This window comes from Helicobacter baculiformis (genome assembly GCF_900197685.1).
Lineage (GTDB): Bacteria > Campylobacterota > Campylobacteria > Campylobacterales > Helicobacteraceae > Helicobacter > Helicobacter baculiformis.
Genome location: NZ_FZMF01000002.1, coordinates 99,228 through 121,596 on the forward strand (window position 1 = coordinate 99,228; position 22,369 = coordinate 121,596).

Sequence of the window (22,369 nt, forward strand, 5' to 3'; positions counted from 1 at the left end):
GATAGAACCACAAGGAGCTATTCAAAAGCTGACTTGGCAGGAGTTCTGCCTACCAAAGGTGATGGCAAATGACCTTAAAACTTCTTGCGCTCCACATCTTTTAAAATCTCTTCGGAGATGCGGTTAACATCTTGAGAGGCGTTTAGAGAGTCGCGGGCGATCGCGATATTGCTCTCGATATCCTTTTTAAATTCCTCTAAGGATTGGTTAATGGATTCCACTTCTTTGGCTTGATTTTGAATACTCACGGATGTATCTGAAATGCTCTGTACAAGCACATTAATATTAGTCTCAATCTCGCTTAGAGATTTTTGCGTGCGCTCGGCCAGTTTTCTGACTTCATCAGCCACCACTGCAAAGCCCCGCCCATGTTCGCCCGCGCGTGCAGCCTCGATCGCTGCATTGAGCGCGAGCAGGTTGGTTTGATCGGCGATGTCGCGGATGATCTCAACGATATTTTTGATATCCTGCCCTTGCTGGATCATGCCCTCGCTTTTATGGGCGACTTCTGTGATCCCGCTGGTGATTCCCCCGATGCTCCCAATCGTCTTATCCAAGCTATTATTTTGGCTGTTGGCAATCTCATTAAGACGATCCACGCAATCATTCAGGATATCCACCTTGCCATCTAACTCTTTGGCAAAATCTGCTGAGGTGCTGAGCATGCGCCGTGTTTCACTAGCAAGCGCATCGAGCACAATTTCAATATGCCCACTCGCTTGAGGGATACCCTCTCTAAAATCGTATTGAGAATAACGCTCAAAGGCATCGTTAATTGTGCGTAAATGCATGCCGATGTTCTTTTGCATATAAAAAATGATGTTGTTGATATTTTTCTTAAGCGCAATCAAAGAGGGGTTGCTAGGTTCTACACTGATAACCTGGCTAAAATCCCCCACCTCTACCCTAGAAGCCACTTCAATACTATCTTGCACTGCTTTTTCATCTTGCACAATCGTGCGTTGCACCCTTTGGATATTTTCATTGATCGCACTCTGCATTTTGCCCAAATCGTCCCCACTATTGGCAGGGATGAGTTTAATATGTTCTGGAGAAACTTCATGGCGTAGAATTTTAAAGAAGTTCTCCAAATTGCGAGAGACATTGCCAATGCGCCGACTCATTAAGGTATAGAGTAACCAGTAGATGATGCCAATCACCACGATTAGCCCAACGATACCCGTAATACGCACGGTGAATTTAATGGAGTCAATATCTCTAAACACACGCTTTTCACTTCTCAAGCCCACTACAGCCCAACGATACGAATTGTTGTCAATGCCCTCTAAAACCTTGAAAGGATAGATCGCTCCATAAGATAGCTCATGGCTGATTTGTGAATACACTTGGATCACCTTTTTTTCTCCATTGCGAATCAAGGGTAGTCCCTGTCTAGCAAAGTTGGCATTCTGTTCTGCCCACGGGCGTCCACGCCAATTTGGAGCCCCATGAGCAACTAAAACCGTGCCATCTTGAGAAGCAAGGTTAAACTTGGTGTCGCCCACACCATAAGCCTTAAGCACAGAATCAAAGCGATCGATATTAATAAACACGATAATAGCCCCTTTGAAAATCCCCTTATCATCTTTAAGAGGGTAGCCCACATCAACACCATAGATGCTACTTCCATCCTGCATTTTGCGCACATAAGGCTTACCTAAAGTGAAGCTAGAGCTATTTTTGCTAGCTAGATAAAGGGGATGTGTGTAGAGATCGGGGGCATGGGTGATCTCAATCTTGCCCGCACCCGTTAAGCTATTGGCAGACATCTTATCTCGCACGCTTTTATCAAACACATAGGCATTTTTATGATCATTTTCTAGAGCAATAGATAGTGCAAAAACAGCTCTTGTGTAGTATAAGTATTCGCTCAAAAGGTTTTTTTCAAAGACAACATCCGGAGACATGTTATCTTTTAAGAGCACGACTCTTAAGATATGCAAGCGCACTAGCGCGCGCGCGATGCTGGCTTGTACTCCTTGCCCTGCGTTGCGTACCTGTGCTTGTAGGCGGTTAAGGGCTTCTTCTTCTAAGAGTCTTTCCACTTTATAAGAGACTACATAGCTCATCACAATGATCAATGTTGCCAACACCGACCCGATAGCAAGCACCATTTTATTCCGCAAAGTCATGTTTTTAAACATCGCTTCCCTTTTAGGACAATTAAAAACTTTCAGTCTAACATAAGAAAGTTAGTATTGCAAGAGCAAGGATTCCTCTAGCATGATAAAAGTCCAAAGAACAAAGTCTGTAACTCTTTCACTCCCCCTTGTCTGACATTTCTATCCTCTCCACATCTTTGCCTTTCTGGTGGTAGGTGTATGCAAAATCCGCATCCCCACCCATACAGAGATCTGTATGTACAGAGATGGTTTTGGCATCAAGGCGTTTGATCTCTAAGCCATAAAAATTCTCTTCTTGGGGTCCAAATTTTTGATTTTGCAAAAGGGACTTGGAGGCTAGTACCCGCTTAAAAAATTGTATGCAACGCGCATCGCCCCCATTAGGGTCGCGACTTGTCTTTTCTAACCAATAGTTAAGATCGTTTTTGAGCGCGCCTAAAAGATTTGTATTTTTGATCCAACATTTAGAAGCCCCGCAACTAAAATCATCGCCGCATTGTTTTTCTTGATAAGACTTGGCGCACACAATCTCCAATCTCCCCTGTGCTAAAACAACACCCCCTAGCAAGCATAAAAGCCCAAGTATTCTCTTCATCTTTTTCCTTCTTATTTTAATGGTGCGGACCAAAGAAAACATATGCCGCAAAGCCCATGCCTCCTATTAAAATCACCCCATTAAGCCCGGCGATCGCCAAACAAGCCCCCTTCCACACCTTGCTAGGTTTTGTTTCATCATAAACCACATAAATTATCCAAAAGGAGGGCAAACTACAAAGGGGTGCGCTCAAAAGCGCTAAAATTTCATGCCCCAAATAAGATAATCTGCCCCCCACTCTAGCGCATAAAAAAAGCGTCAAAAAGGGTGTGATGCCAAGCAAAAGCCCTAAATAAAACCGATATACGCGCTTGATCCACTTCTTCATAACGCCCCTTTAATCATGCGGACCAAAGAAAACCCATGCGACAAAGCCCATGCCTCCTATTAAAATCACCCCATTAAGCCCGGCGCTCGCCAAACAAGCCCCCTTCCACACCTTGCTAGGTTTTGTGTCATCATAAACCCCATAAATTGTCCAAAAGGAGAACAAACCACAAAGGAGTACGCTCAAAAGCGCTAAAATCTCATGCCCCGAATGCAATAATATGCTCCCCACTCTAGCGCATAAAAAAGGCGTTAAAAAGGGTGTGATGAAAAGCAAAACCCCTAAATAAAACCGCTCTATGAGCTTGATCCACTTCTTCATAACGCCCCTTTAAATCCTGTCAAATCAAGAACACCCATCTTAACAAAACGGCTTTAAAGCCACCAGCCCCATGTAAAACCCACCCACCACCACCAAACCATTAAAAAACCCACTCAGCGTACAGCTAAAAGCCCAGTTGGTGTATTTGTAAATCTGAAAAATAGGCAGAAAGGACAAAGAGCCTAGAATGATTTCACTAAACACTGCTAAATGAGAATGGCAAGCCTTAGCCAGCCATGCGCCCACCACACCGCACACAAATAAAGTGATAAAGGGCATGAGCACCAACACTAGCCCTAAGAAAAATGCTTTCATCTTATTAACCCCACGCGTTTTAACAAGGGTAATCCAAATACCCCAGCCCTATAAAAAACCCACTCAACACGACCAGCAAAGTAAAAGTCGCGCTCATCTTACAGCCAAAAGCCCAACCTGTGTGTTTGTAAATTTTGACAATGGGCAAAAAGGACAGCATGCCTAAGAGCACTTCACTCAAAAGCGCTAGGTAAGAATGGCAAATCATAATGAGCCCTGCCCCTACCAATGCACACACCACAAACACCAAAATAGGCATGAGCACCAACACTAGCCCTAAGAAAAATGTTTTAACATCCATGCACACCCCCCATGCACACCAAAGCTTTTTAACTTCATCTCAACAAACTCGCCTTAGGGTATTCAAAACTAGGAACACTTACCAATATAGGTCCAAAAACACAAAAGAGCAACCCCCAAAAGTTTAGAGATAACACATAAAACAAAAAGATTATTAGCCTTGCTAACAAACATCCACAAAAAAGCGATAAGTCTTTTAGTTTTAAAGAATTTAGCCATAGGCATAATCACCTCCCCAATAAAAACTGCTCCATAAGATTAAAGGGTATCAATAGATTGCATAAAACAAAACAGGCAAGGATAAACACACACGCCTTAGACTTTCTAAGCCCAAACCATAGTAGAAGTGTATAGATTATCAAACAAACACCCTTATATAGCAAGAAGACACTTTTAGAGACCCGCAACTCGTGTTGCAGTAAGCCCCATATGTTGTAATTATCCTTAAGAACATCGTAAAAATCCAAGGCATTGAGCAAGAACATCGGAGCAAAAGCCAAGATGAGGGCTAGCGACCTAAACTTGGGTTTATGAACAAAGATCAAAATGGGTATGAGTGCAGAAAGCAGGCATGGAGCAAAGATAGAGAACATAAACTTAAGTCCCAATATATGGCTTCAAATACTTTAAGGGTTCAAAAACAAATAATATACACCAAAAAACAAATGTAACAACCAGAACGCCCAAGAACCTCAAATACCAATGGGCGTTTCTAATGGGGTATGTGCAGAGCATGGGAAAAAGCAGGAGGACATAATATACCAGTGTCCCTGATACCGACAATTTACGCCCGGATAAAGAAAAAACAATGCCGATTAAAAGCGGTATAGGGAGAAGCCACCATTTTTTATCCCCAAAACACGCCCAAAAAACAAGAGCTGCTACACTCCCTATAACATATCCCATATACCTTGCAGGAGGCACGAATACGCAGTAACACAGCACAAACCCCAGAGCGATAATTTCTAGAGAAATGCGTTTGTTAGGGCATAACACCAGAATGATAGCGCCTATGTAGGCAAGCAAGCCAAATAGCATGATTGCCATTCCACCTCCTACTCCATGAGAGTGGTTAGGGGCCATCATTGTATTGACAATAACAAAGAACCAAATTGTATTAGCAAAATGTAAAGCTTGTTTAATAAATAGTTTATCCATGAGAATCCTTAGACGAGTTCAGAATAAGATTTTTTTGCGCGCCTCCCTCATCGTGCTATGAAGCAATCCATGCCACTAGGCGCGCAACTTGGAGTCGTTGCCTTGTTAGCGTATAACCTATTTACCAAAAAGGAGAGACACTAGGAGCAATATAACTTGAAGATCGAGAAGCCAAAAAACAACTATAGCTACTAAACAGCGCAAAAACCAATGCGCGTTTCTAATGGGATAAGTGCAAAGCGTGCAAAGAAATACAATGCTATAGCAACTCAGCGTGACTTTTAACATTTTAAACAAGAACACGAACGCCTTCCACGCATCATGCGACTCAAACAAGATAAGAATAATAGCGATTAAAGGCGGGATGGGAAAAAGCCACCATTTTTTATTACCAACATACGCCCAAAAGATGAGAGCTCCTACGCTAAGTACGATTGTTCCGTGTTTTGGGGGAGGGATAAATGGAGCACAACATAGCACAAGTCCTAAAGCAATGAGTCCTAAAGAGATGCGTTTGTTAGGGTATAACGCTAAAATAACAGCACCCATTTCAAGGCATGCTACAAAGAAAGTTACATCAAGTTCCCATCCCCATGCGCGTGAATCGTGAGCAAGAACGATGCAAAACACGATCAAGGCAAACAAAAAAATATTGGCGGCATGCAAAGCTTGTTTCATGGCTTGTTTAGTAAACAGCGTGTCCATTAAAATCCTTGCTGAGTTTTGAATAAGATTTTTTGCGCGCCTCCCTCATCGTGCTATGAAGCAATCCATGCCACTAGGCGCGCAACCCGACATCGTTGCCTTGTTGGCGCGCAACTAATGGTTAATTTACAATCATCATTATGGGAAAGAGACACAATAAAATAGCTATAGCTATGGAACAGCGCTCAAGCCAATGTGCGTTTTTAATGGGATAAGTGCAAAACACGCAAAAAAGTATAACGCCACAGTAGATTAGCGTGGTTAACATGATGATAGCGATTGAAGGCGGAATGAAAAAGAGCCACCATTTTTTATCGCCAATATATGCCCAAAAGATGAGAGCTCCTACACTAAATGTGATTGCTCCCATGTATCTTGGGGGAGGGGGAGAGCCATAGTAACACAGCACAAATCCTAAAACAATGAGTCCTAAAGAGATGTGTTTATTAGGACATAACGCTAAAATGATAGCACCCATCTCAAGGCACATTACGAAAGGAAATACATCAATCCATCGTGCGCGCAAACCATCGTGAATAAAAACGATGTAAAACACGATCCAGGCAAACGAAAAAATATTGGCGGCATGTAAAGCTTGTTTACCAAACAGCTTGTCGTCCATTAAAATCCCTGCTGAGTTTGAACTATCACGCTCCAAACTCAACCTATCATACACAAACAAAATAATAAGGGATATCAACACTAACCCCAAGAACAAGAAAAAAATTTTCAACATTAATCCTTACTAGGGCATAGAACGCAAGCCTTAAATAAATAAGGCATACCACAGCACCACAGCTAGAGCATAAAAAACCCCGCTAATGACACAACGCCACGCCCAAACTTCGCTAGGCGCATGGCGCTTGTAAATCTTAAAAATGGGATAAAAGGACAAGCCCCCTAAGATCAATGAAGCGATAAGGGCGAGGTTAAGATCACTAACAATGCAAAGAACCAGCACGCAAAAGAAAAGGCACGCTGCAAAAGTAACAAAGGGCATGAGCACCAACTCCAAGCAAAACAATGTCGTCTTTTTCATTTTATGCTCCTAACAACGAAACGATTGCATGTCTAAAAGTAGTCCCCCTATAATCAGCAAGTACACCACAACCATCATATTAGTGTACATACTGATCTTGCAATTCAAAGCCCAAGTCTTACTAGAGGCGGTGTATTGATAGATTTTGACAAGGGGCACAAAAGAGAGAGCCCCTAAGAGCACATCACTCAGACAGGCTAAACGCACATGGCAAGGACCAAAGTATATCATCGCTTTTGAACACACCCAAAAAGTTAAAAGGGGCATGAGCACCAACACCGCCCCCAAGCAAAACGCCTTAGTCTTTTTCATAACCCCTAAAACATCTTAGTCGGGAAACCTAGTAGCGCGACCCAAACACTCAGGGCACTGCTGTCCGATACAACTATCTTTATCCTTCACAGGGTCTGTAGGACAAGGGCTCTCATAACACATCCCCTCACACACGCACCGCTCTGCATAGCAAGGGCGATCCCAAACCCCAAGCCCCACAAAAAACCCACTCAGCACCACTAATAAGGTGAAAATCCCGCTCATTTTACAGCCAAAAGCCCAGCCCGTGCGCTTGTAAATCCCAAAAACTAACAAAAGAAACAGCGCGCCTAAGGGCACTTGGCTTAAAGCTGCTAAGTGAGAATGGCAGGCATTCACAAGTTGCCTCCCCACAAACAAACACGCCCCAAACGCCAAAACAGGCATCAACCCCAACACTAGCCCCAAAAGCTCTAGAAACCCTTGTCTATTTTTCATCACCAACCTTTTTAATATGTGTGGGATGCTATCATATAGCAGAATACCATCACTAATCCATTAAAACCCCCACTCAGCACACAGCCAAAAGCCCGACCCGTGTGTTTATAAATCTCTCTAATGGGTAAAAAAGACAGCGCGCCCAGCACCGCTACGCTCGCACTCCCCAAAATATGCGCATGGCAACCACACTCATGCAATGTTTCTATCACCCCAAAACACATACACAGAGTGAAAAAGGGCATTGACACCAACACTAGCCCTGAGAGAGACGCTTCTTTAGTTTTCACCACTCACCTTTTTATATTGTATATGGAGTGCTATCAAAATATTATGTGTAATAATATTGTAGGAAATAATATTACGCTCCCTGCATTAAAAATCCCACTCACCACACAGGCATCACGCCAACCCGTGTATTTATAAATCTCCCTAATGGGCAAAAAAGACAGCCCATACAACACCCATACACCCATTGAGGCTATATTTCCCAAAACCCCGCAACTATAATCAAACGACATTGCGATTATCCCAAAAAACATACATGTCGTGAAGAGCGGCATTAATACCAACACCAGCCCTAAGAGCACTTGTTTAGTTTTCATGGCTTACCTTTTAATGTAATTTTATATATGGAGTTCTATCATTATCATTTTTATATAGAGTAATATCATGGGGACGAGTATTACGCTCCCTGCATTAACAATCCCACTCACCACACAGGCATCACGCCAACCCGTGTATTTATAAATCTCTCTAATGGGCAAAAAAGACAGCCCATACAACACCACTATGCCCATCAAGACTATATTTGCCAAAGCCCCGCAACTATAATCAAGCGATATTACGATTATCCCAATGCACATACACGCCGTGAAGAGGGGCATGAGCACCAACGCCAGCCCTAAGAAAAATTTTTTCATCAATCTACAACCCTCTAATCCGTGCGATCTCATCGCGCAATCTTGCCGCCTCTTCAAAGTCCAACACCTTAGCGCGTTGTTGCATTTGCGCCCTTAAAGTTTTGATCAAGCGATCTTTTTCGCTCTTGGGCATTTTTTCTAGGGCTTTGGAGCGTTTGGGCTTTGCAGGCAGGCTATCAATCAACTCCTCTTCCACATGCCTTTGCACACTTTTAGGCTCAATGCCATGTTCTGCATTAAAGGCTTTTTGTTTAGCCCGTCTCTCATCGCTAATTTGCATCGCCCTTTGCATGCTTGCTGTGATCTTGTCTGCATAAAAGATCACCTTGCCATGTACATGCCGTGCGGCGCGCCCCATTGTCTGAATTAAGCTGGTTTCACTGCGCAAAAAGCCTTCTTTGTCCGCATCCAAGATCGCCACTAAGGACACTTCAGGCAAGTCTAACCCCTCTCTTAACAAGTTGATCCCAATGAGCACATCAAAAACCCCTAATCTAAGCTCTCTAATCAAATGGTTGCGCTCAATGGCATCAATATCGCTATGCAGATACTGCACCCTCAAGCCCCATTCTAAATAGTGCTTGCACAACTCCTCAGCCATGCGCTTAGTCAAGGTGGTTACTAACACGCGCTCTTTTCTTGCCACCACCTCTTTAATAGTTTCGTATAAATCCCGCACTTGGTTAGCAATAGGGCGCACTTCGTATTCGGGGTCTAGTAACCCGGTGGGGCGGATGATCTGTTCAGCGATATACCCTTGTGAGAGTTCTAATTCTAGGGGGTTGGGGGTGGCTGAGACAAAGAGAAAATGGGGGGGTTTGGCGATAAACTCCTCGTATTGAAGGGGGCGATTATCCAGCGCGCAAGGCAATCTAAAGCCATAATCTACCAAGACCTGCTTACGGCTCAAGTCCCCCGCATACATCCCCCTAAATTGGGGCAGACTCACATGCGACTCATCTACGATCACCAAAAAGGGGCGTTGCTTTTGGGCGAAGTAATCCATCAAAGTATAGGGGGTCTCCCCCCCTTGTTTGCCCGTGAAGTGGCGCGCGTAATTCTCAATGCCCTTACAAATGCCTGTGGCACTAATCATTTCTAAATCAAATTCAGTACGGGTTTTGAGGCGCTCATACTCTAGGGGCTTTTGGGCTTGTTTGAAAAAGCTTAGGCGCGCTTGCAATTCTTGTTCAATGTCTTTAATGGCTTGTTGCAAACGCTCCGGGCTCACAATAAAGGCGTTTGCCGCATAGAGGGGGTAAGAGTCTAGTTGCTTTAAGGGGGTGTTTTCTAACGCGTCCATGCTGGTGATGCGCTCGATCTCATCGCCAAAAAATTCTACACGGATAAAGTTTTCATCATTGTAAGCGGGGAAAATATCCACGCACTCCCCCACCGCCCTAAACTTGCCCCGCTCTAAGATGTCTTGGCGACTATAACCCATTTCTACCAGTTTGAGCAAGAATTGCTTATAAGGGCGCACCTGCCCCACTTGGATTTTTTCTAGCATGCTCAAATACTCCCCCGGGTTGCCCAGCCCATAATTAGCCGAGACGCTAGCGACCACAATCACATCATCATAGCTTAATAGCGAAGTGACCGCGCTCAAGCGCAGGCGTTCTAAATCCTCATTGATGGAGCTGTCTTTTTCTATGAATAGATCGCGTCTAGGGATGTAGGACTCGGGCTGGTAATAATCAAAGTGGGAGATAAAGTATTCTACATGGTTTTTAGGGAAGAAGCCTTTGAACTCGCTATAAAGCTGGGCACAGAGGGTTTTATTATGGCTCATGATCAAAGTGGGCATTTGCAAGCGCGCGATCAAATTAGCCATGCTAAAGGTCTTGCCCGAACCCGTAACCCCGATCAAAGTTTGATAACGCGCCCCTTGTGCCACCCCCTCGCTCAAAATTTGCACGACTTTTTCTTGCTCTAAACTCATCGCATAGGGGGCGTGTAATTGAAAAATTGACATCATCTCTCTTTTTGCTAATCATAGCACACCCTAAGGGGGGAGTTTTCTAACTAATTTTGTCCTTACCATACAAACAATCCCAAAAATCCAAAGAGCCATAAATCACACGCATTTTTTCAAGGTAAATTTGATATTCTGAAACTCTCAATCCATGATTTAATAATCTCGCCGTTTTTGCGCCTAAAAGCGATAAAACTAAATGCGTCTTGTTGTTGTAAAAGATATACCCTGTCTTTGGGGATTAAAAAGAGATCGTTGATCTTGCAATGCTTGTTAGGGGCGGAGTAAAAATATGCCCTGCCCTTGCCTACAATGGTTTTTAGGGGGTGGGCTTGTACCTCCTGATCTTTAAAGCGCGCCTGCAAGGCTTTAGTTTGGCTAGCATCGCAAAATTGCAAACATGTTGCTAGTTGGTGGGCGTATTGTAAGGGGAAGGTGAGATTAACCCTGTTTAAATCTTGTAATTTATGCGTTTTGAGATCATAATTTGCCCAGCCTATTGTGCCTGTGCCTAAAAACTCAGGGTGCTTGGGGTCTTGTTGCCAGTTAAAATACAATTTAGCCATAATATGGTTTTGATCCCATGTGTCTATGTAGTAGGAGATATGTGCTTTGAGCCACTTTACGCCCTTGTGATCGCTATCCCACTGCTTAAAATTAAAAGAGCTATGCTCCACCAAAGAGATAAATTTTAAGACACATTCAGAATTGACATGTCCGGGGAAATCAATTTGAGTTGGGGTGGCTTCTTGGGCGTAAGCTAGGGCGATACAGATGATCCAACCGATCCAAAACCCCACTTGCATTGACGGCGGGTTCATTATATTTTGGGATAAAAAAAAGGCTTAGGACTGAGACACTCTAGAGAAAATCTTCGCTAGAGTTGTTTTTCAACCTCTTTTATTCCGACACATCGTCATGCAAGACCTTATGACACAGAGGATGACAACTTTCCTCTGGATTGCTAGGAGACATGCACCTAATGGCATTTACCAATTCGATAGCTGCGCGTGCGTCTTCCACCCCTATACCATCGCCTTCTAAGATTTGTTTGTAACTTTGAGTGTGCAAATCGTCAAAGCCATCACTGAAATCAATCTCATTACCCTCTGAGATTAAAGATCGGTATGCGCTATCGCGGTGCACGCCCAAGTGCTCAGGATTGATAGACAGAAACCAAGAAATCCTAGCATGCTTTAGGGTTAAAAACCCTCCCATGCAATCATTTTGGTGCACATGCACGACATTATCCACCACATCCCCAAAAATATCCAACAGGATATCAAAGAAATGAACGCCAATGTTGGCGGCTAACCCTCCACTTTTATTCTCATCGCCCTTCCAAGAGTTTAGATACCACTTTCCGCGCAAGATCAGATATGTTAAAGAAATTTCATAAACCTTAGAGGGGTCTTTAAGCAATTCTGCAGACACATTTTCTTTAAGAGCGATGATGTTAGGGTGCAGGCGTAATTGCAAAATATTGAAAACCCGTCTTTGATATTTTTTTTCTAATGCACTGATCTCCTCAAGCTCGCTAGGATCAAGCACCAAAGGTTTCTCACAAATTACATGGATGCCATGTGAAAGTGCAAATTCGATATGTTCAAAATGTAAATAATTGGGACTACAAATCACCATGTAATCTAAAAACTTTTCCCGCTCCTTGCAATCTTGCAAATACTGATGTAAATCTTCAAGATCGCTGAAAAACTCACAATCAAGCCCATATTGATCTAAAACCCGTACACTATCGTGAATATCCATAGCACAATCAAGAACATGCCCTAGTTCTCGGATAGCCTGTAGATGTTTGGGGGCGATAAAGCCTCCCACCCCAATAACCCCAAATAACATGTGTACGCTCCTTAGACATGATTGGCAATGGTAACAAAAGTAAGTTAAGGCGGTTCTTTAAATGCTAAACAATTTCCTAGCAAGAGGACATTACCTCTTGAAGTTCAGACATGGCAACTTTGGTAATTTAACATCTAGGAATGTGTACATTGACCGCCAAGCCCCCCAAAGAGGTTTCGCGGTATTTAGAATCGATGGATTTGCCCACCTGCAACATCGTCAAGATCACCTCATCTAAGCCAACTTTGGCTTGATAGCCATGCTCTAGGGCTAGGCGCGCCGCCGTAACGGCTTTGATTGCCCCCACTACATTGCGCTCAATGCAGGGGATTTGAACTAGCCCCCCCACCGGATCGCAAGTGAGCCCTAAATGGTGCTCCATAGCGATCTCTGCCGCGCTCAACACTTGATGCACTCCTGCGCCCATCACAAAGGCAAAACCAGCCGCCGCCATAGAAGAAGCCGCGCCCACCTCTGCCTGACACCCCGCTTCTGCCCCACTGATCGAGCCGTTCTTTTTGTAGAGATAGCCAATCGCACAGCATGTCAGCAAGAAATGTACAATCTCCTCTTGACTTAAAGGCTTGATATGGCGATGGCAGTAAAGCAACACGGCGGGCACAACCCCACACGCGCCATTGGTGGGCGCGGTAACAACCTTGTTACCGCAGGCATTTTCTTCGCTAATGGCGCGCGCGTACATGGTCATGTAATCCATCACCGCTAGGGGGTCTTGCGGGTTGGATTGGCTAGCGATGCGCTCTTGGATACTAGGGGCTAAACGCTCCATACCAATACACCCGGGCAAGCGTTTATCCTTAGCATGCACCCCGCTCTCAAAGCAGGCTAGCATGGCTTCATACACTTCTAAGCAGTGGTTCTTGGCATAATCCTCCCCAAAAAGCGCGCTTTCATGTTTTTGCACAATAGCGGCGATATGGCAATGGTGCTTGGCACATAGACTTTCTAGCTCTTTGGCATTATTGAAGTCAAAGGGGGTGTGTTTGGCATGCGTGGGGCTAGATTTTCTATGTTGTAACTCCTCTTGGGTGTAGATAAACCCCCCCCCTGTGGAGTAGTAAACTTCTTGAATCAACTCTTGCTCTTGCGCGTCAAAGGCGCGCACCACCATGCCATTTTCATGGAGACTCAAAGCCTTGTTTTCAAAGAGAATATCATGCGCAAAATCAAAGACAATATCATGGTGTTGGGCAAGATAAAGGCGTTGCTCTTTGAGCACCCTTTGTACAATTTGGTGGCGTTGCTCAACGCTGACTTTTCTAGCGCTGATCCCACTCAAACCCACCAAACATGCCAAATCGCTCAAATGCCCCTTACCCGTGAGAGCTAAAGAGCCATGCAAAGTAACCCGCGCGCGCGCCACGCGTTCTAGCAACCCCTTTTCTTGCAACAGCGCACAAAAGCGCACACAAGCGTCCATAGGTCCGATGGTGTGTGAGGAGCTAGGTCCTATGCCGATTTTGAAGATAGAAGTCATAGACTGCGCATAGATTTCTTGTTGGGTGTTGTCCATCGATCATCCTTTCTTGCAGGTTAGCGCAATCACTTAAACACGAGTCCAATGATGGCATTAAGCACGGTCAAAACCCCCACAATCAACAAAAAGCCATCTACCCAAGGATTTCTAAAATCCTTCATAGAAGGCAACAGATACATCGCCACAATGGGCAGAATAAAAGTGATGGTCGCTAGTGCAGGACCACCCAAACTTTCAATGAAACCCAAGATGCTAGGGTTGTAATAAGAAACCAAAATGATACTGATCCACAAGAACAAAGTGACACAGATGTCAATTTGTCGATGACGGCTTGGACTGAGCTTGTCCTTGAGAAAGGTTTGGACCACCAACCCTTTAAGCCCCTCTTTAGCCCCGTAATAATGCCCAAAAAAGGAGGTGCTGATCGCCAAAAACGCCACAATGGGGCCGGTGTAGCCAATAATGGGGTTGCCTAGGGTATTGGCAAAATAACTTAAAATGGGAATGTTTTGTTCCCTAGCCTTGATAAAATCTGCAGGCTCTAGGCAGAGAATGCAAGAAAAGACAAAGAACATCACAAAGAAAAGCAATAAGGAGGTGTTGAGCAATTCGATTTGATTGGTTTTAAAGTGCTTGAGCGCGCCATAGCGGCGCTCAACAGCTTGGGCAAAGGTAGAGATGATCGCGCTGTGGTTGAAGGAAAAAACCAAAACCGGCAGGGTAAACCAAAGTGCGGCAAAGAATCCCCCAAAGGTAGGGATTTCTTTGAGCATGGCGCTCTTCCAATAGGGAATTAGGTAAAAAGAAAAAAGCAAGAGAATCAGCGCCATAGGGTAGACTAAAAGGTTAGCCACGCGCGTTACGATGGTGGTGTTAAAGATCATCACAAAGATCATGCCACTCACAAGGTGCTCGGCTAGAAAAAAGCGATTGTGCTCGAAATAATTTAGCCCAAGCTGGTGTGCAAAAAAGGATTCGGCGGTGTTGGTGATCCCCACTCCATAGGCAAGACAGATAGGGTAAAAGGTGAAAAAATACACAAAGGTGATGATAAAACCCGCGTTTTTGCCCAAATAAGTTGCCGCATGGGTGATGTCGTGATTGCCGATGGCGTTGACAAAGCGCGCTAGGGCGCGGTGGCTAAGCCAAGTCATCGGGAAGCTCAAAAACGCCATCACCACCACAGGCCAAAAGCCATGCATGCCCGCTTTAATGGGCAAAAACAAAATCCCCGCCCCAATCGCCGTGCCAAACATCGACCACATCCAGCGGATGTCAAATAAATTAAGCGCCCTATCCTTGGGGTTCTCCATCATAATCCTTCAAAAAAAGATATTGGCATGCTAACAGATTTTGCCTAAGTCCCATGCAAAACCGCCTTCAATCCCCCTCTATGTCCCAAGAATGCTTAGTATGGTAACTTAAGATTTCTGCAGAGCATGGGTGATTTTGAGCATGTCTATATGGGGGGCGATGTCGTGCACACGCAAGAGACTAGCCCCATTTTGCAGGGCAATTAGGTGGAGGGCTAGTGTGCCAGCCAAGCGCTCTTCAACTTCTCTATTACAGACTTCTCCGACACATTTTTTACGACTCGCCCCCACCAACAAGGGGTAACCAAAGTGTAAGAAATGCGCCAAGTGTTGGATAAGCGCTAGATTATGTGCGGTGGTCTTGTTAAAGCCGATCCCCACATCTAAAATAATTTCTGTGATCCCATGCGCGTGCAAACGCTCCAACTGCGTCTCAAAAAACGCGTCCATCTCTGCAAAAAGACAGGTATAGGGGGCGAAGTGATCCATGTCCATAGGCACACCCTGTGCATGCATCAAGATCACGGGGACTTGATAGGCTTTTGCCACAGCACACATGGCATCGTCTCTAAACCCATTGACATCGTTGAGCAATGTAAAACCATGCCCTAGTGCGAAATCCGCGCTCTTGGCGTTATAGGTGTCAATGCTAAAGATGGCGTGTTGGTTGAGGTTTTGGGCTTTGATTTCAAAACAGACTTCTTTGAGGCGCGCGATCTCTTCTTGAGGATCGATGCGTGCGCTAAAGGGGCGCGAACTCGCCGCCCCAATATCGATATAGGGGATTTGTTGCTCCAAGCAGGCGTAAATGCGATCCAAAGCCTTTTGGGGGCTATAACGGCTATGGGGATAAAAACTATCTGGGGTGAGATTGATCACACCCATGAGCGCGGGGTTTTTAGGATACTTGGCTTGGAGGTGGGGCTCTAGCATATGGGCTAGGCGTTTGAGCCCGAAGGCTTGGGTGGTGCACTTGGCACGCAGGCGTTCAAGCTGATCTAGAGTGCCCACTAACAAGCAGGTGTAATGGGTTTTTTTAGCCAGAATGCAATCTTTGGGCGTGGCTAATTCTGCTCCCACGCGCAACGCCTCTTGCTTTAGAGTCAGTGCCGCGCTCAAGGGTAGAGCTTCAATTTTAAAGGCTAAAAGTTGGGCTTTTTTAGCCATGATGGCTTGCCCGATGGGATGGGGGGTAATGCGTTCTAGTTCTTGCTCAAAACGCGCCGGGGTAATGCGTTCTAAAAACATCATGCCTCTCTTAGTTCTAACACCCTCAAAAGCAAGGGCAGGAGATTATAGCTAGCGCGGTAATACAAATGGTTGGCGTGCATGGCTTGATCGATACTCTCAAGCATGTCCATAGGCAGAGGGATCGCGCTCTCTTGCAGAGCGTATAAGAAAGCTTGGATTTGCGTTTTAGTCTCTTCAGGGTTTAAGGGGGCTTTGTCCAAATCTTGCACATAAGCGTAAATATCGGCTAAAGTGCAGGTGCGCAGGTTCAAGCCAAAGCGTTCATGGGCGACTTTGACGCGCCGATCCTCATAGCTTAGGCGCGAGAGCAAGGTGCTTAAAAGCGCGTGTTTGTGCTTGGCGATGAGTACAAAGCGCGTGTTCAAGGGGGGTTCTTCTAAAATCTTGAGCAGGGCGTTTTGGGCAAAGGTGTTGAAGTGGTGTGCGGCGATGATGTAGATTTTTTGTTGGGTGTGGCTGAGCACACAGCGGCATTTGATCTCGTGGGCATGCTCAATTTTGAGCTCGTCCTCTACAAAGGATTCGACCCATGCGAGGGGTTGCTGGCTTGCTATCTCTTCTTGATAAGTCAGGGCTTCCTGCTTGGGGGCGTTTGCTAGGATTAAAAGATTGCTCATTCTAAAGCTAATTTCCCCAATAAACTCTCAAAGAGTACGCCTTCAAAGACTTGATAGAGCTGTAAGAGTTTGAGATCGCGCATGGGATCGCGCGGGCTTAGCAGTGCCCCTTGACCATCTAGCAACCATAGAAAATGATCCTTGCTCAAGACAAGTTCGCTCAACACGCCCTCTTTGCCGACATACCAAAACATATAATTTTGATAGGTTAAATCCAGCAAATGGCTAATTAAGGGCAATTCTTGGGTGTCATGCAAGAGGGGCGCATACCCTAGCAAGCCATCTACAATGGGCACAAGCGGGCGTAACCTTTGTGCGTTCAGATGAGTCAGCACATACTGCTTAAACCAAGTGCGCTCCATATCCACGCATAACAACACACTCCCACCCCCCAAAATGTGGCGAATGCTTTTGATAAAGCCACTCCAGTCATAAGACTCTAGCCACGCGCTCCCCAACTTGGCGTGTTGCTCTTGAAGGAGTTGGCGTGCCCGGTGGGTTAACTCCATCACAACGCTAATTTAAACGCCTTGTGCAAAGTTTGCAAAGCGAGTTCGGCTAAAGAGACCTCAACCACCACAGAGATTTTGATCTCGCTAGTGCTGATCATTAAGATATTGATATTTTCTTTGGCTAGGGCTTTAAAGGCGGCACTAGCAATGCCAGAATGGGAGCGCATGCCCACACCCACCACAGACACCTTAGCCACTTGGCGATCGCATTCCACAGAACCGATGTCGCGTACATTCTTAAGCACTCGCTGGCAAATTTCTAAATCCTCTTCGGGCAAAGTGAAATTGATATTGGTCTTGCCATTCTTGCCGATGGTTTGCACGATCATATCAATATTGAGCTTAGCTTCTGCGAGCAAGCCAAAAATTTCCCCTGCAATGCCCGGGTAATCGCACGCGTCAATGATATTCACGCGCGCCTGATCCTTGTCTAGGGCGATACCGCTCACAATGGGTTTTTCCACAATTTGCTCCTCTGAAGTGATGAGAGTCCCGGGGTTGTCATTAAAAGAATTGCGCGTGATGAGGGGGATATTGTATTTTTTAGCCAGCTCTACTGAGCGGTTAAAAAGCACTTTAGCCCCCATAGAGGCTAGTTCTAACATTTCATCATAACTGATTTGGGCAATCTTGCGCGCATCGGACACAATGCGCGGATCGGTGGTGTAAATGCCATCCACATCGGTATAAATCTCGCAAAGTTGGGCGCGCAAAGCCCCAGCTAACGCCACCGCGCTCAAATCGCTCCCCCCTCGCCCTAAGGTGGTGATCTCTCCGCTCTTGCTCACCCCCTGAAAACCCGCCACCACCACGATAAAATTCTGCGCCAATAAATCTTGGATACGGGCGGTGTCGATCTCTAAAATCTGCGCGCGAGTGAAGTGTACATCTGTTAAAATCCCGGCATCTCTGCCACTCAAAGAATAGGCTTTCTGCCCTAGGGATTCTAGGGCAATGGCTAAGAGCGCGCTAGAAATCTGTTCACCACTGCTAAGCAGGCGATCCATCTCCCTGCGGTTGATCTTGTTGCCAAAAGAATGGGCTAAATCGAGCAAATCATCCGTAGTGTCCCCCATCGCTGAGACCACCACCACCACATCTTCAAAGCGCGCTTTGCTCTGTGCGACCCTTTGGGCTACGGCTTGAATCCGCGCACAACTCCCCACACTGCTACCCCCAAATTTCTGTACAACCAGCACTTACAAATACCCTTGTTGTCTGAAATAACCAATGACTTGGCGATAAACTTGCCGTTTGAAATGCACCACTTTAGAAAAGAGTTCTTTAGGTTTGACAAATTCGTAGCGATCAAATTCTGGGGAGGGAGTTTTGATATTGATCAGAGTGTTATTCTTAAGGCGCACCAAAAAATAGCGCTGCTTCTGCCCATCGAAAGGATAGAGCTTTTTTGTCATGGTGGGTGGGAAATCATAGGCGATCCACTTAGGATATTCGGCGATCACCTCCACCGCATTCGTGCCAATTTCTTCGAGCAGTTCGCGATACAAGGCTTTAAGAGGAGTCTCGCCCTGATCGATCCCCCCCTGAGGGAATTGCCATGCCCCTTGAATATCGATACGCTGAGCGATGAAAAACTCACAATCCCTAGGGTAACAAGATGAAAGCACCACAGCGGCCACATTGGGGCGGTAGCTTTTCTGAGCATCCATGTATAATCCTTTGTAGTGCCACAAGGACACCAAACTGAGAAATTATAGCACATGGGACTAAAACGCACCTAAAGCCATGCCCCTATTGCACCTCTACTTTTTAAGAGTAGGAATATATTTTGCCAAAGCTTCAATCTCGGCATCGCTAAGGTTTTTAGCTTGGCTATGCATAACCACACCAGAACCATAGCGATTGAGCGAGCCCGCCTTATAGCCCATCAAATCTTCTTTAATTTGCGCGCTGTCCAAAGTGTTAACCACATGCCCTTTACCAAAGGCCTTTCTATCCATAGAAGGTCCATGACAACCTGCACACTTCTTAATGAGAGTCGCAGGGTCAGCCGCCCCAAGCAAACTTAACCCGACAAAAGCCCCCAAGAAAACCACCTTTTTCATAGCCAACTCCTTACCAAAAATGTGCCATAATGGTATTATTTCAAGGATTAAGCCATGCTTAAAACTAACATTCCTTCATGCAGAAGTCTCTATGTGCACATCCCCTTTTGTCAAAGCAAATGCGGGTATTGCGCCTTCAACTCTTTTAGTGGACTAGAATCTCTGAGAGAAGCGTATGTAGACGCGCTTTGTTTAGACCTCAAGGCATCTCTAAGAGAGGTGCGGTTGCGATCGATTTTTATTGGGGGAGGTACACCTAACATGCTAGACTCCAAACATTACGAGAAGATTTTTAATAGCATTGCAAGCCATGCGCGCCTGAGTCCTAAGATAGAAATCACCCTAGAAGCTAATCCCGATCTGGTCTCTTTGGAGTGGTGTCGCGCACTCAAAGAACTGGGCATGACCCGCTTATCCTTAGGTGTACAAAGTTTTTTTAAACCTAAATTGCGCTTTTTACAACGCGATCACACGCCCAAAAATGTCTACAAGGCCTTAAAATACGCCTCTCAAAGCGCTATTGCCCATCTAAGTATTGACCTTATTTACAATACCCCCCTAGACACCCCTCAAAGTCTCGAGCAAGAAGTTACCCGTGCTAGCGCCTTACCCATCGATCATCTCTCTGCTTATAGTCTGACTTTGGAGGATAATACCCGACTTGCCGCCACTCCGGTGCACACTCTACCCAATTTGGACACACACATGAGAGCGCATTTATGCGCTAGAGGGTTTATCCCCTATGAGGTTTCAAATTATGCTAGAAATTATCAATCTGTACACAATCTAAGTTATTGGGAATCTTTAGAGTATCTTGGATGTGGAGCAGGGGCAGTGGGGCGCGTGGGAAGGACACGTCTCTATAAACTTAAAGATGTGAAAAGCTATATAGCCAATCCTACACACGCACGCGTTGAGCGATTGAGCATGAAAGATTTGGATTTTGAAGCGGTGTTTTTGGGCTTGCGTTGCGCTTTGGGGGTCAGCACCACCCTGCTTGTGCCTGAAAAAGTCAAGATCCTACTAGAAGAGGGGATTTGTTACCTGAGAGGAGATCGCCTCGTCGCGCGAGACTTTCTCCTAGCTGATGAGATCGCCCTGTGGCTGAGCCACTGAGCTTAAAAACCTAAGTCAAAAGGCGCAAGATGTTTTGTTGCACGGTGTTGGCCTGACTCATCGCATAGCTACCAGATTGTGCCAAGATATTGTTCTTGCTGAAATTGGCACTCTCTTGAGCAAAATCCACATCCCTAATTTGTGATTCAGCCGCTTTCACATTCACCTGAGTGATGGTGATGTTGTTCACAGTGCTGACCATTTGGTTTTGCACAGAACCCAAATCAGAGCGCACTTTGTCAAGCATCTTTTGCGCAGACTCGGCAATATCCATCACCACCATCGCCCCACGCAAGGTAGTTACGCCAGAACCAAGCGTGAGGTTTTCGCTGGCTAAGGTTTTGTTGTAGTTAGCCCCAGAAGCCGAGCGCACAGCCTGATTAAATTCACCCAAAACATCCCTAAGGTTGACCGTGGTATTTGCCGTTTTTCCTTTGGCAAAGCCAATAGCGCCATAGCCTGCAGATGCGCTCACATTAGCCCCAGAAACCACCAAAATATCCCTAGCATCCTGTCTCACCAAAGAGAGACGCCCAAAGTTCAAAGACCCTTTAGTAACATCTTGTCCACCATTTAAGGTAGTCAAAGCCAAGCCCTGTGCATCCACATTAGACGGACTTACCTTAATATTAATACCACGCCCATCGATGCTACGAAGATTCAAGCGCCCCACAGAGTCGGTGTAAGCTTCTACGCCCGTTTGGGCTGTTACCGCATTTAAGGCGGCCACTAAACGCCCATCGCTGTCGTTTTTCTTAATTCCGAGGATATTCCCAATCTGTACCCCATTTACATTCAGATTGCTTAAGCTTCCAGATTTGATCGCACTATCAGAAGTGGTGATGACATTGGCAGTCGCACGCACCCCTGTGGCGTTGGAGTTCTTATTGATCACCTCTGCCAACACGCCAAGTCCAGTGCCCGCGCTTGTAGAGATTTTTACACTCTCTAAAGAGATATCGTGTACTCCATCTACCTGCTTAAAGGTTAGAGCCACCTCACCGGCTGCGGTGATATTCTGCCCGGTAACGATTTTAACCTGACCGATCTTATCTGAAGTAGCAGCCCCGATACTCGCTTTGATAGTCTCGTTGGAATACGCCCCCACTTGGAATTCCTTGTTAGAAAACGCCCCAGACAAGAGCGTTTGTCCATTGTAGGAGGTCGTGTTCCCAATATTATCCAAGCTTTGGATCAAGCGCACAATATCCGCTTGCAACGCCTTCCTAGACTGGGTATTTTGTCCATCCTGAGCGGCTTGTGTCGCTTTCACTTTGATGGTGTCTAGGATTTTGATCTGTTCATCCATCGCCTTATCTGCGATTTGGATAATCCCCATACCATCATTAGTGTTAGAGATTGCCTGCCCCAAACTCTTAGCTTGCGAACGCAATGAATCCGCGATGGTCATCCCTGACGCGTCATCAGCAGCCTTGTTAATTCGCAAGCCCGAACTCAAACGCTCAAGTGACTCGCGCAAATCGCGTTGCGTAACCAACCCGACGGCGTGAGCGTTCAACGCGTTGATGTTCGTATTAACCTGAAATGCCATACTAACTCCTTGTTAATTAACCTAAAGCTTCCTTGCTTCGGTGTCTCCTATATCG

General features: G+C 45.5%; 25 protein-coding genes. 1 reads left to right on the plus strand and 24 read right to left on the minus strand.

From position 1 onward, the window contains the following. Positions 1–74 precede the first annotated feature (74 nt). From C6G87_RS00675 to C6G87_RS00805, 23 genes are all read right to left on the minus strand, one after another. On the minus strand, positions 75–2,144 hold the full coding sequence (locus tag C6G87_RS00675; RefSeq protein WP_104751619.1) for a methyl-accepting chemotaxis protein: 2,070 nt from the start codon (positions 2,142–2,144) through the stop codon (positions 75–77). Positions 2,145–2,259: 115 nt separating this feature from the next. Further along, the gene (locus C6G87_RS00680) at positions 2,260–2,718 is read right to left on the minus strand and encodes a hypothetical protein (RefSeq protein ID WP_104751620.1); all 459 of its coding nucleotides are present in this window, start codon (positions 2,716–2,718) and stop codon (positions 2,260–2,262) included. Positions 2,719–2,734: 16 nt separating this feature from the next. Next, a complete protein-coding gene (locus C6G87_RS00685; RefSeq protein ID WP_104751621.1) occupies positions 2,735–3,046 on the minus strand; it encodes a hypothetical protein in 312 nt (103 codons plus the stop codon). Positions 3,047–3,055: 9 nt separating this feature from the next. Beyond that, positions 3,056–3,367, minus strand: coding sequence for a hypothetical protein (locus C6G87_RS00690; RefSeq protein ID WP_104751622.1), 312 nt, complete (start codon positions 3,365–3,367; stop codon positions 3,056–3,058). Between the two features lie 39 nt (positions 3,368–3,406). Next, positions 3,407–3,682, minus strand: a complete 276-nt coding sequence (locus tag C6G87_RS00695) for an iron transporter (RefSeq protein ID WP_104751623.1) — start codon at positions 3,680–3,682, stop codon at positions 3,407–3,409. A 19-nt stretch (positions 3,683–3,701) separates the two neighbouring features. Next, positions 3,702–3,983, minus strand: coding sequence for an iron transporter (locus C6G87_RS00700; RefSeq protein ID WP_104751624.1), 282 nt, complete (start codon positions 3,981–3,983; stop codon positions 3,702–3,704). A gap of 596 nt (positions 3,984–4,579) precedes the next feature. Continuing rightward, entirely contained in the window at positions 4,580–5,140 is a 561-nt protein-coding gene (locus tag C6G87_RS00710) for a hypothetical protein (RefSeq protein ID WP_104751626.1), read from the minus strand. 826 nt (positions 5,141–5,966) lie between these two features. Further along, positions 5,967–6,578 carry a hypothetical protein gene (locus C6G87_RS00720; protein ID WP_104751628.1) on the minus strand — a complete coding sequence of 204 codons (612 nt, stop codon included), beginning with the start codon at positions 6,576–6,578 and terminating at the stop codon, positions 5,967–5,969. Between the two features lie 33 nt (positions 6,579–6,611). Continuing rightward, complete coding sequence (locus C6G87_RS00725; RefSeq protein WP_104751629.1) at positions 6,612–6,884, minus strand: hypothetical protein; 273 nt, start codon at positions 6,882–6,884, stop codon at positions 6,612–6,614. 9 nt (positions 6,885–6,893) lie between these two features. Continuing rightward, entirely contained in the window at positions 6,894–7,196 is a 303-nt protein-coding gene (locus C6G87_RS00730) for an iron transporter (RefSeq protein ID WP_104751630.1), read from the minus strand. A 15-nt stretch (positions 7,197–7,211) separates the two neighbouring features. Next, a complete protein-coding gene (locus tag C6G87_RS00735) occupies positions 7,212–7,634 on the minus strand; it encodes a hypothetical protein (protein ID WP_104751631.1) in 423 nt (140 codons plus the stop codon). Positions 7,635–7,645: 11 nt separating this feature from the next. Next, a complete protein-coding gene (locus C6G87_RS00740; RefSeq protein WP_233708933.1) occupies positions 7,646–7,924 on the minus strand; it encodes an iron transporter in 279 nt (92 codons plus the stop codon). 637 nt (positions 7,925–8,561) lie between these two features. Further along, positions 8,562–10,532, minus strand: a complete 1,971-nt coding sequence (gene uvrB / locus C6G87_RS00755; RefSeq protein WP_104751633.1) for an excinuclease ABC subunit UvrB — start codon at positions 10,530–10,532, stop codon at positions 8,562–8,564. Between the two features lie 116 nt (positions 10,533–10,648). Continuing rightward, positions 10,649–11,353, minus strand: a complete 705-nt coding sequence (locus tag C6G87_RS00760) for a hypothetical protein (RefSeq protein WP_158653059.1) — start codon at positions 11,351–11,353, stop codon at positions 10,649–10,651. 79 nt (positions 11,354–11,432) lie between these two features. Beyond that, positions 11,433–12,389 carry a Gfo/Idh/MocA family protein gene (locus tag C6G87_RS00765; protein WP_104751635.1) on the minus strand — a complete coding sequence of 319 codons (957 nt, stop codon included), beginning with the start codon at positions 12,387–12,389 and terminating at the stop codon, positions 11,433–11,435. A gap of 127 nt (positions 12,390–12,516) precedes the next feature. Continuing rightward, positions 12,517–13,923, minus strand: coding sequence for an L-serine ammonia-lyase (locus C6G87_RS00770; RefSeq protein WP_104751636.1), 1,407 nt, complete (start codon positions 13,921–13,923; stop codon positions 12,517–12,519). 29 nt (positions 13,924–13,952) lie between these two features. Further along, positions 13,953–15,203: an aromatic amino acid transport family protein gene (locus C6G87_RS00775; RefSeq protein ID WP_233708934.1), complete on the minus strand. Its 1,251-nt coding sequence runs from the start codon at positions 15,201–15,203 to the stop codon at positions 13,953–13,955. Between the two features lie 105 nt (positions 15,204–15,308). Then, the gene (gene folP / locus C6G87_RS00780) at positions 15,309–16,448 is read right to left on the minus strand and encodes a dihydropteroate synthase (protein ID WP_104751670.1); all 1,140 of its coding nucleotides are present in this window, start codon (positions 16,446–16,448) and stop codon (positions 15,309–15,311) included. Further along, positions 16,448–17,068: a DNA polymerase III subunit delta' gene (locus tag C6G87_RS00785; protein ID WP_104751638.1), complete on the minus strand. Its 621-nt coding sequence runs from the start codon at positions 17,066–17,068 to the stop codon at positions 16,448–16,450. The genes folP and C6G87_RS00785 overlap by 1 nt, the downstream gene beginning before the upstream one ends. Next, the gene (locus C6G87_RS00790) at positions 17,065–17,577 is read right to left on the minus strand and encodes a HobA family DNA replication regulator (protein ID WP_104751639.1); all 513 of its coding nucleotides are present in this window, start codon (positions 17,575–17,577) and stop codon (positions 17,065–17,067) included. Before C6G87_RS00790 ends, C6G87_RS00785 begins: the two co-directional genes overlap by 4 nt. Continuing rightward, a complete protein-coding gene (locus tag C6G87_RS00795) occupies positions 17,577–18,779 on the minus strand; it encodes an aspartate kinase (RefSeq protein WP_104751640.1) in 1,203 nt (400 codons plus the stop codon). Before C6G87_RS00795 ends, C6G87_RS00790 begins: the two co-directional genes overlap by 1 nt. Next, positions 18,780–19,250: an RNA pyrophosphohydrolase gene (locus tag C6G87_RS00800; protein WP_104751641.1), complete on the minus strand. Its 471-nt coding sequence runs from the start codon at positions 19,248–19,250 to the stop codon at positions 18,780–18,782. A gap of 93 nt (positions 19,251–19,343) precedes the next feature. Then, positions 19,344–19,646 (minus strand): c-type cytochrome, encoded by a 303-nt coding sequence (locus tag C6G87_RS00805; RefSeq protein WP_104751642.1) that lies wholly within the window; start codon positions 19,644–19,646, stop codon positions 19,344–19,346. A 54-nt stretch (positions 19,647–19,700) separates the two neighbouring features. On the opposite strand from C6G87_RS00805, the gene hemW reads away from it, so the two are divergent. Further along, positions 19,701–20,762, plus strand: coding sequence for a radical SAM family heme chaperone HemW (hemW, locus tag C6G87_RS00810; protein ID WP_104751643.1), 1,062 nt, complete (start codon positions 19,701–19,703; stop codon positions 20,760–20,762). Between the two features lie 10 nt (positions 20,763–20,772). Here the strand turns inward: hemW and C6G87_RS00815 are convergent, their stop codons facing one another. Beyond that, complete coding sequence (locus C6G87_RS00815) at positions 20,773–22,314, minus strand: flagellin A (RefSeq protein ID WP_104751644.1); 1,542 nt, start codon at positions 22,312–22,314, stop codon at positions 20,773–20,775. Positions 22,315–22,369: the final 55 nt, after the last annotated feature.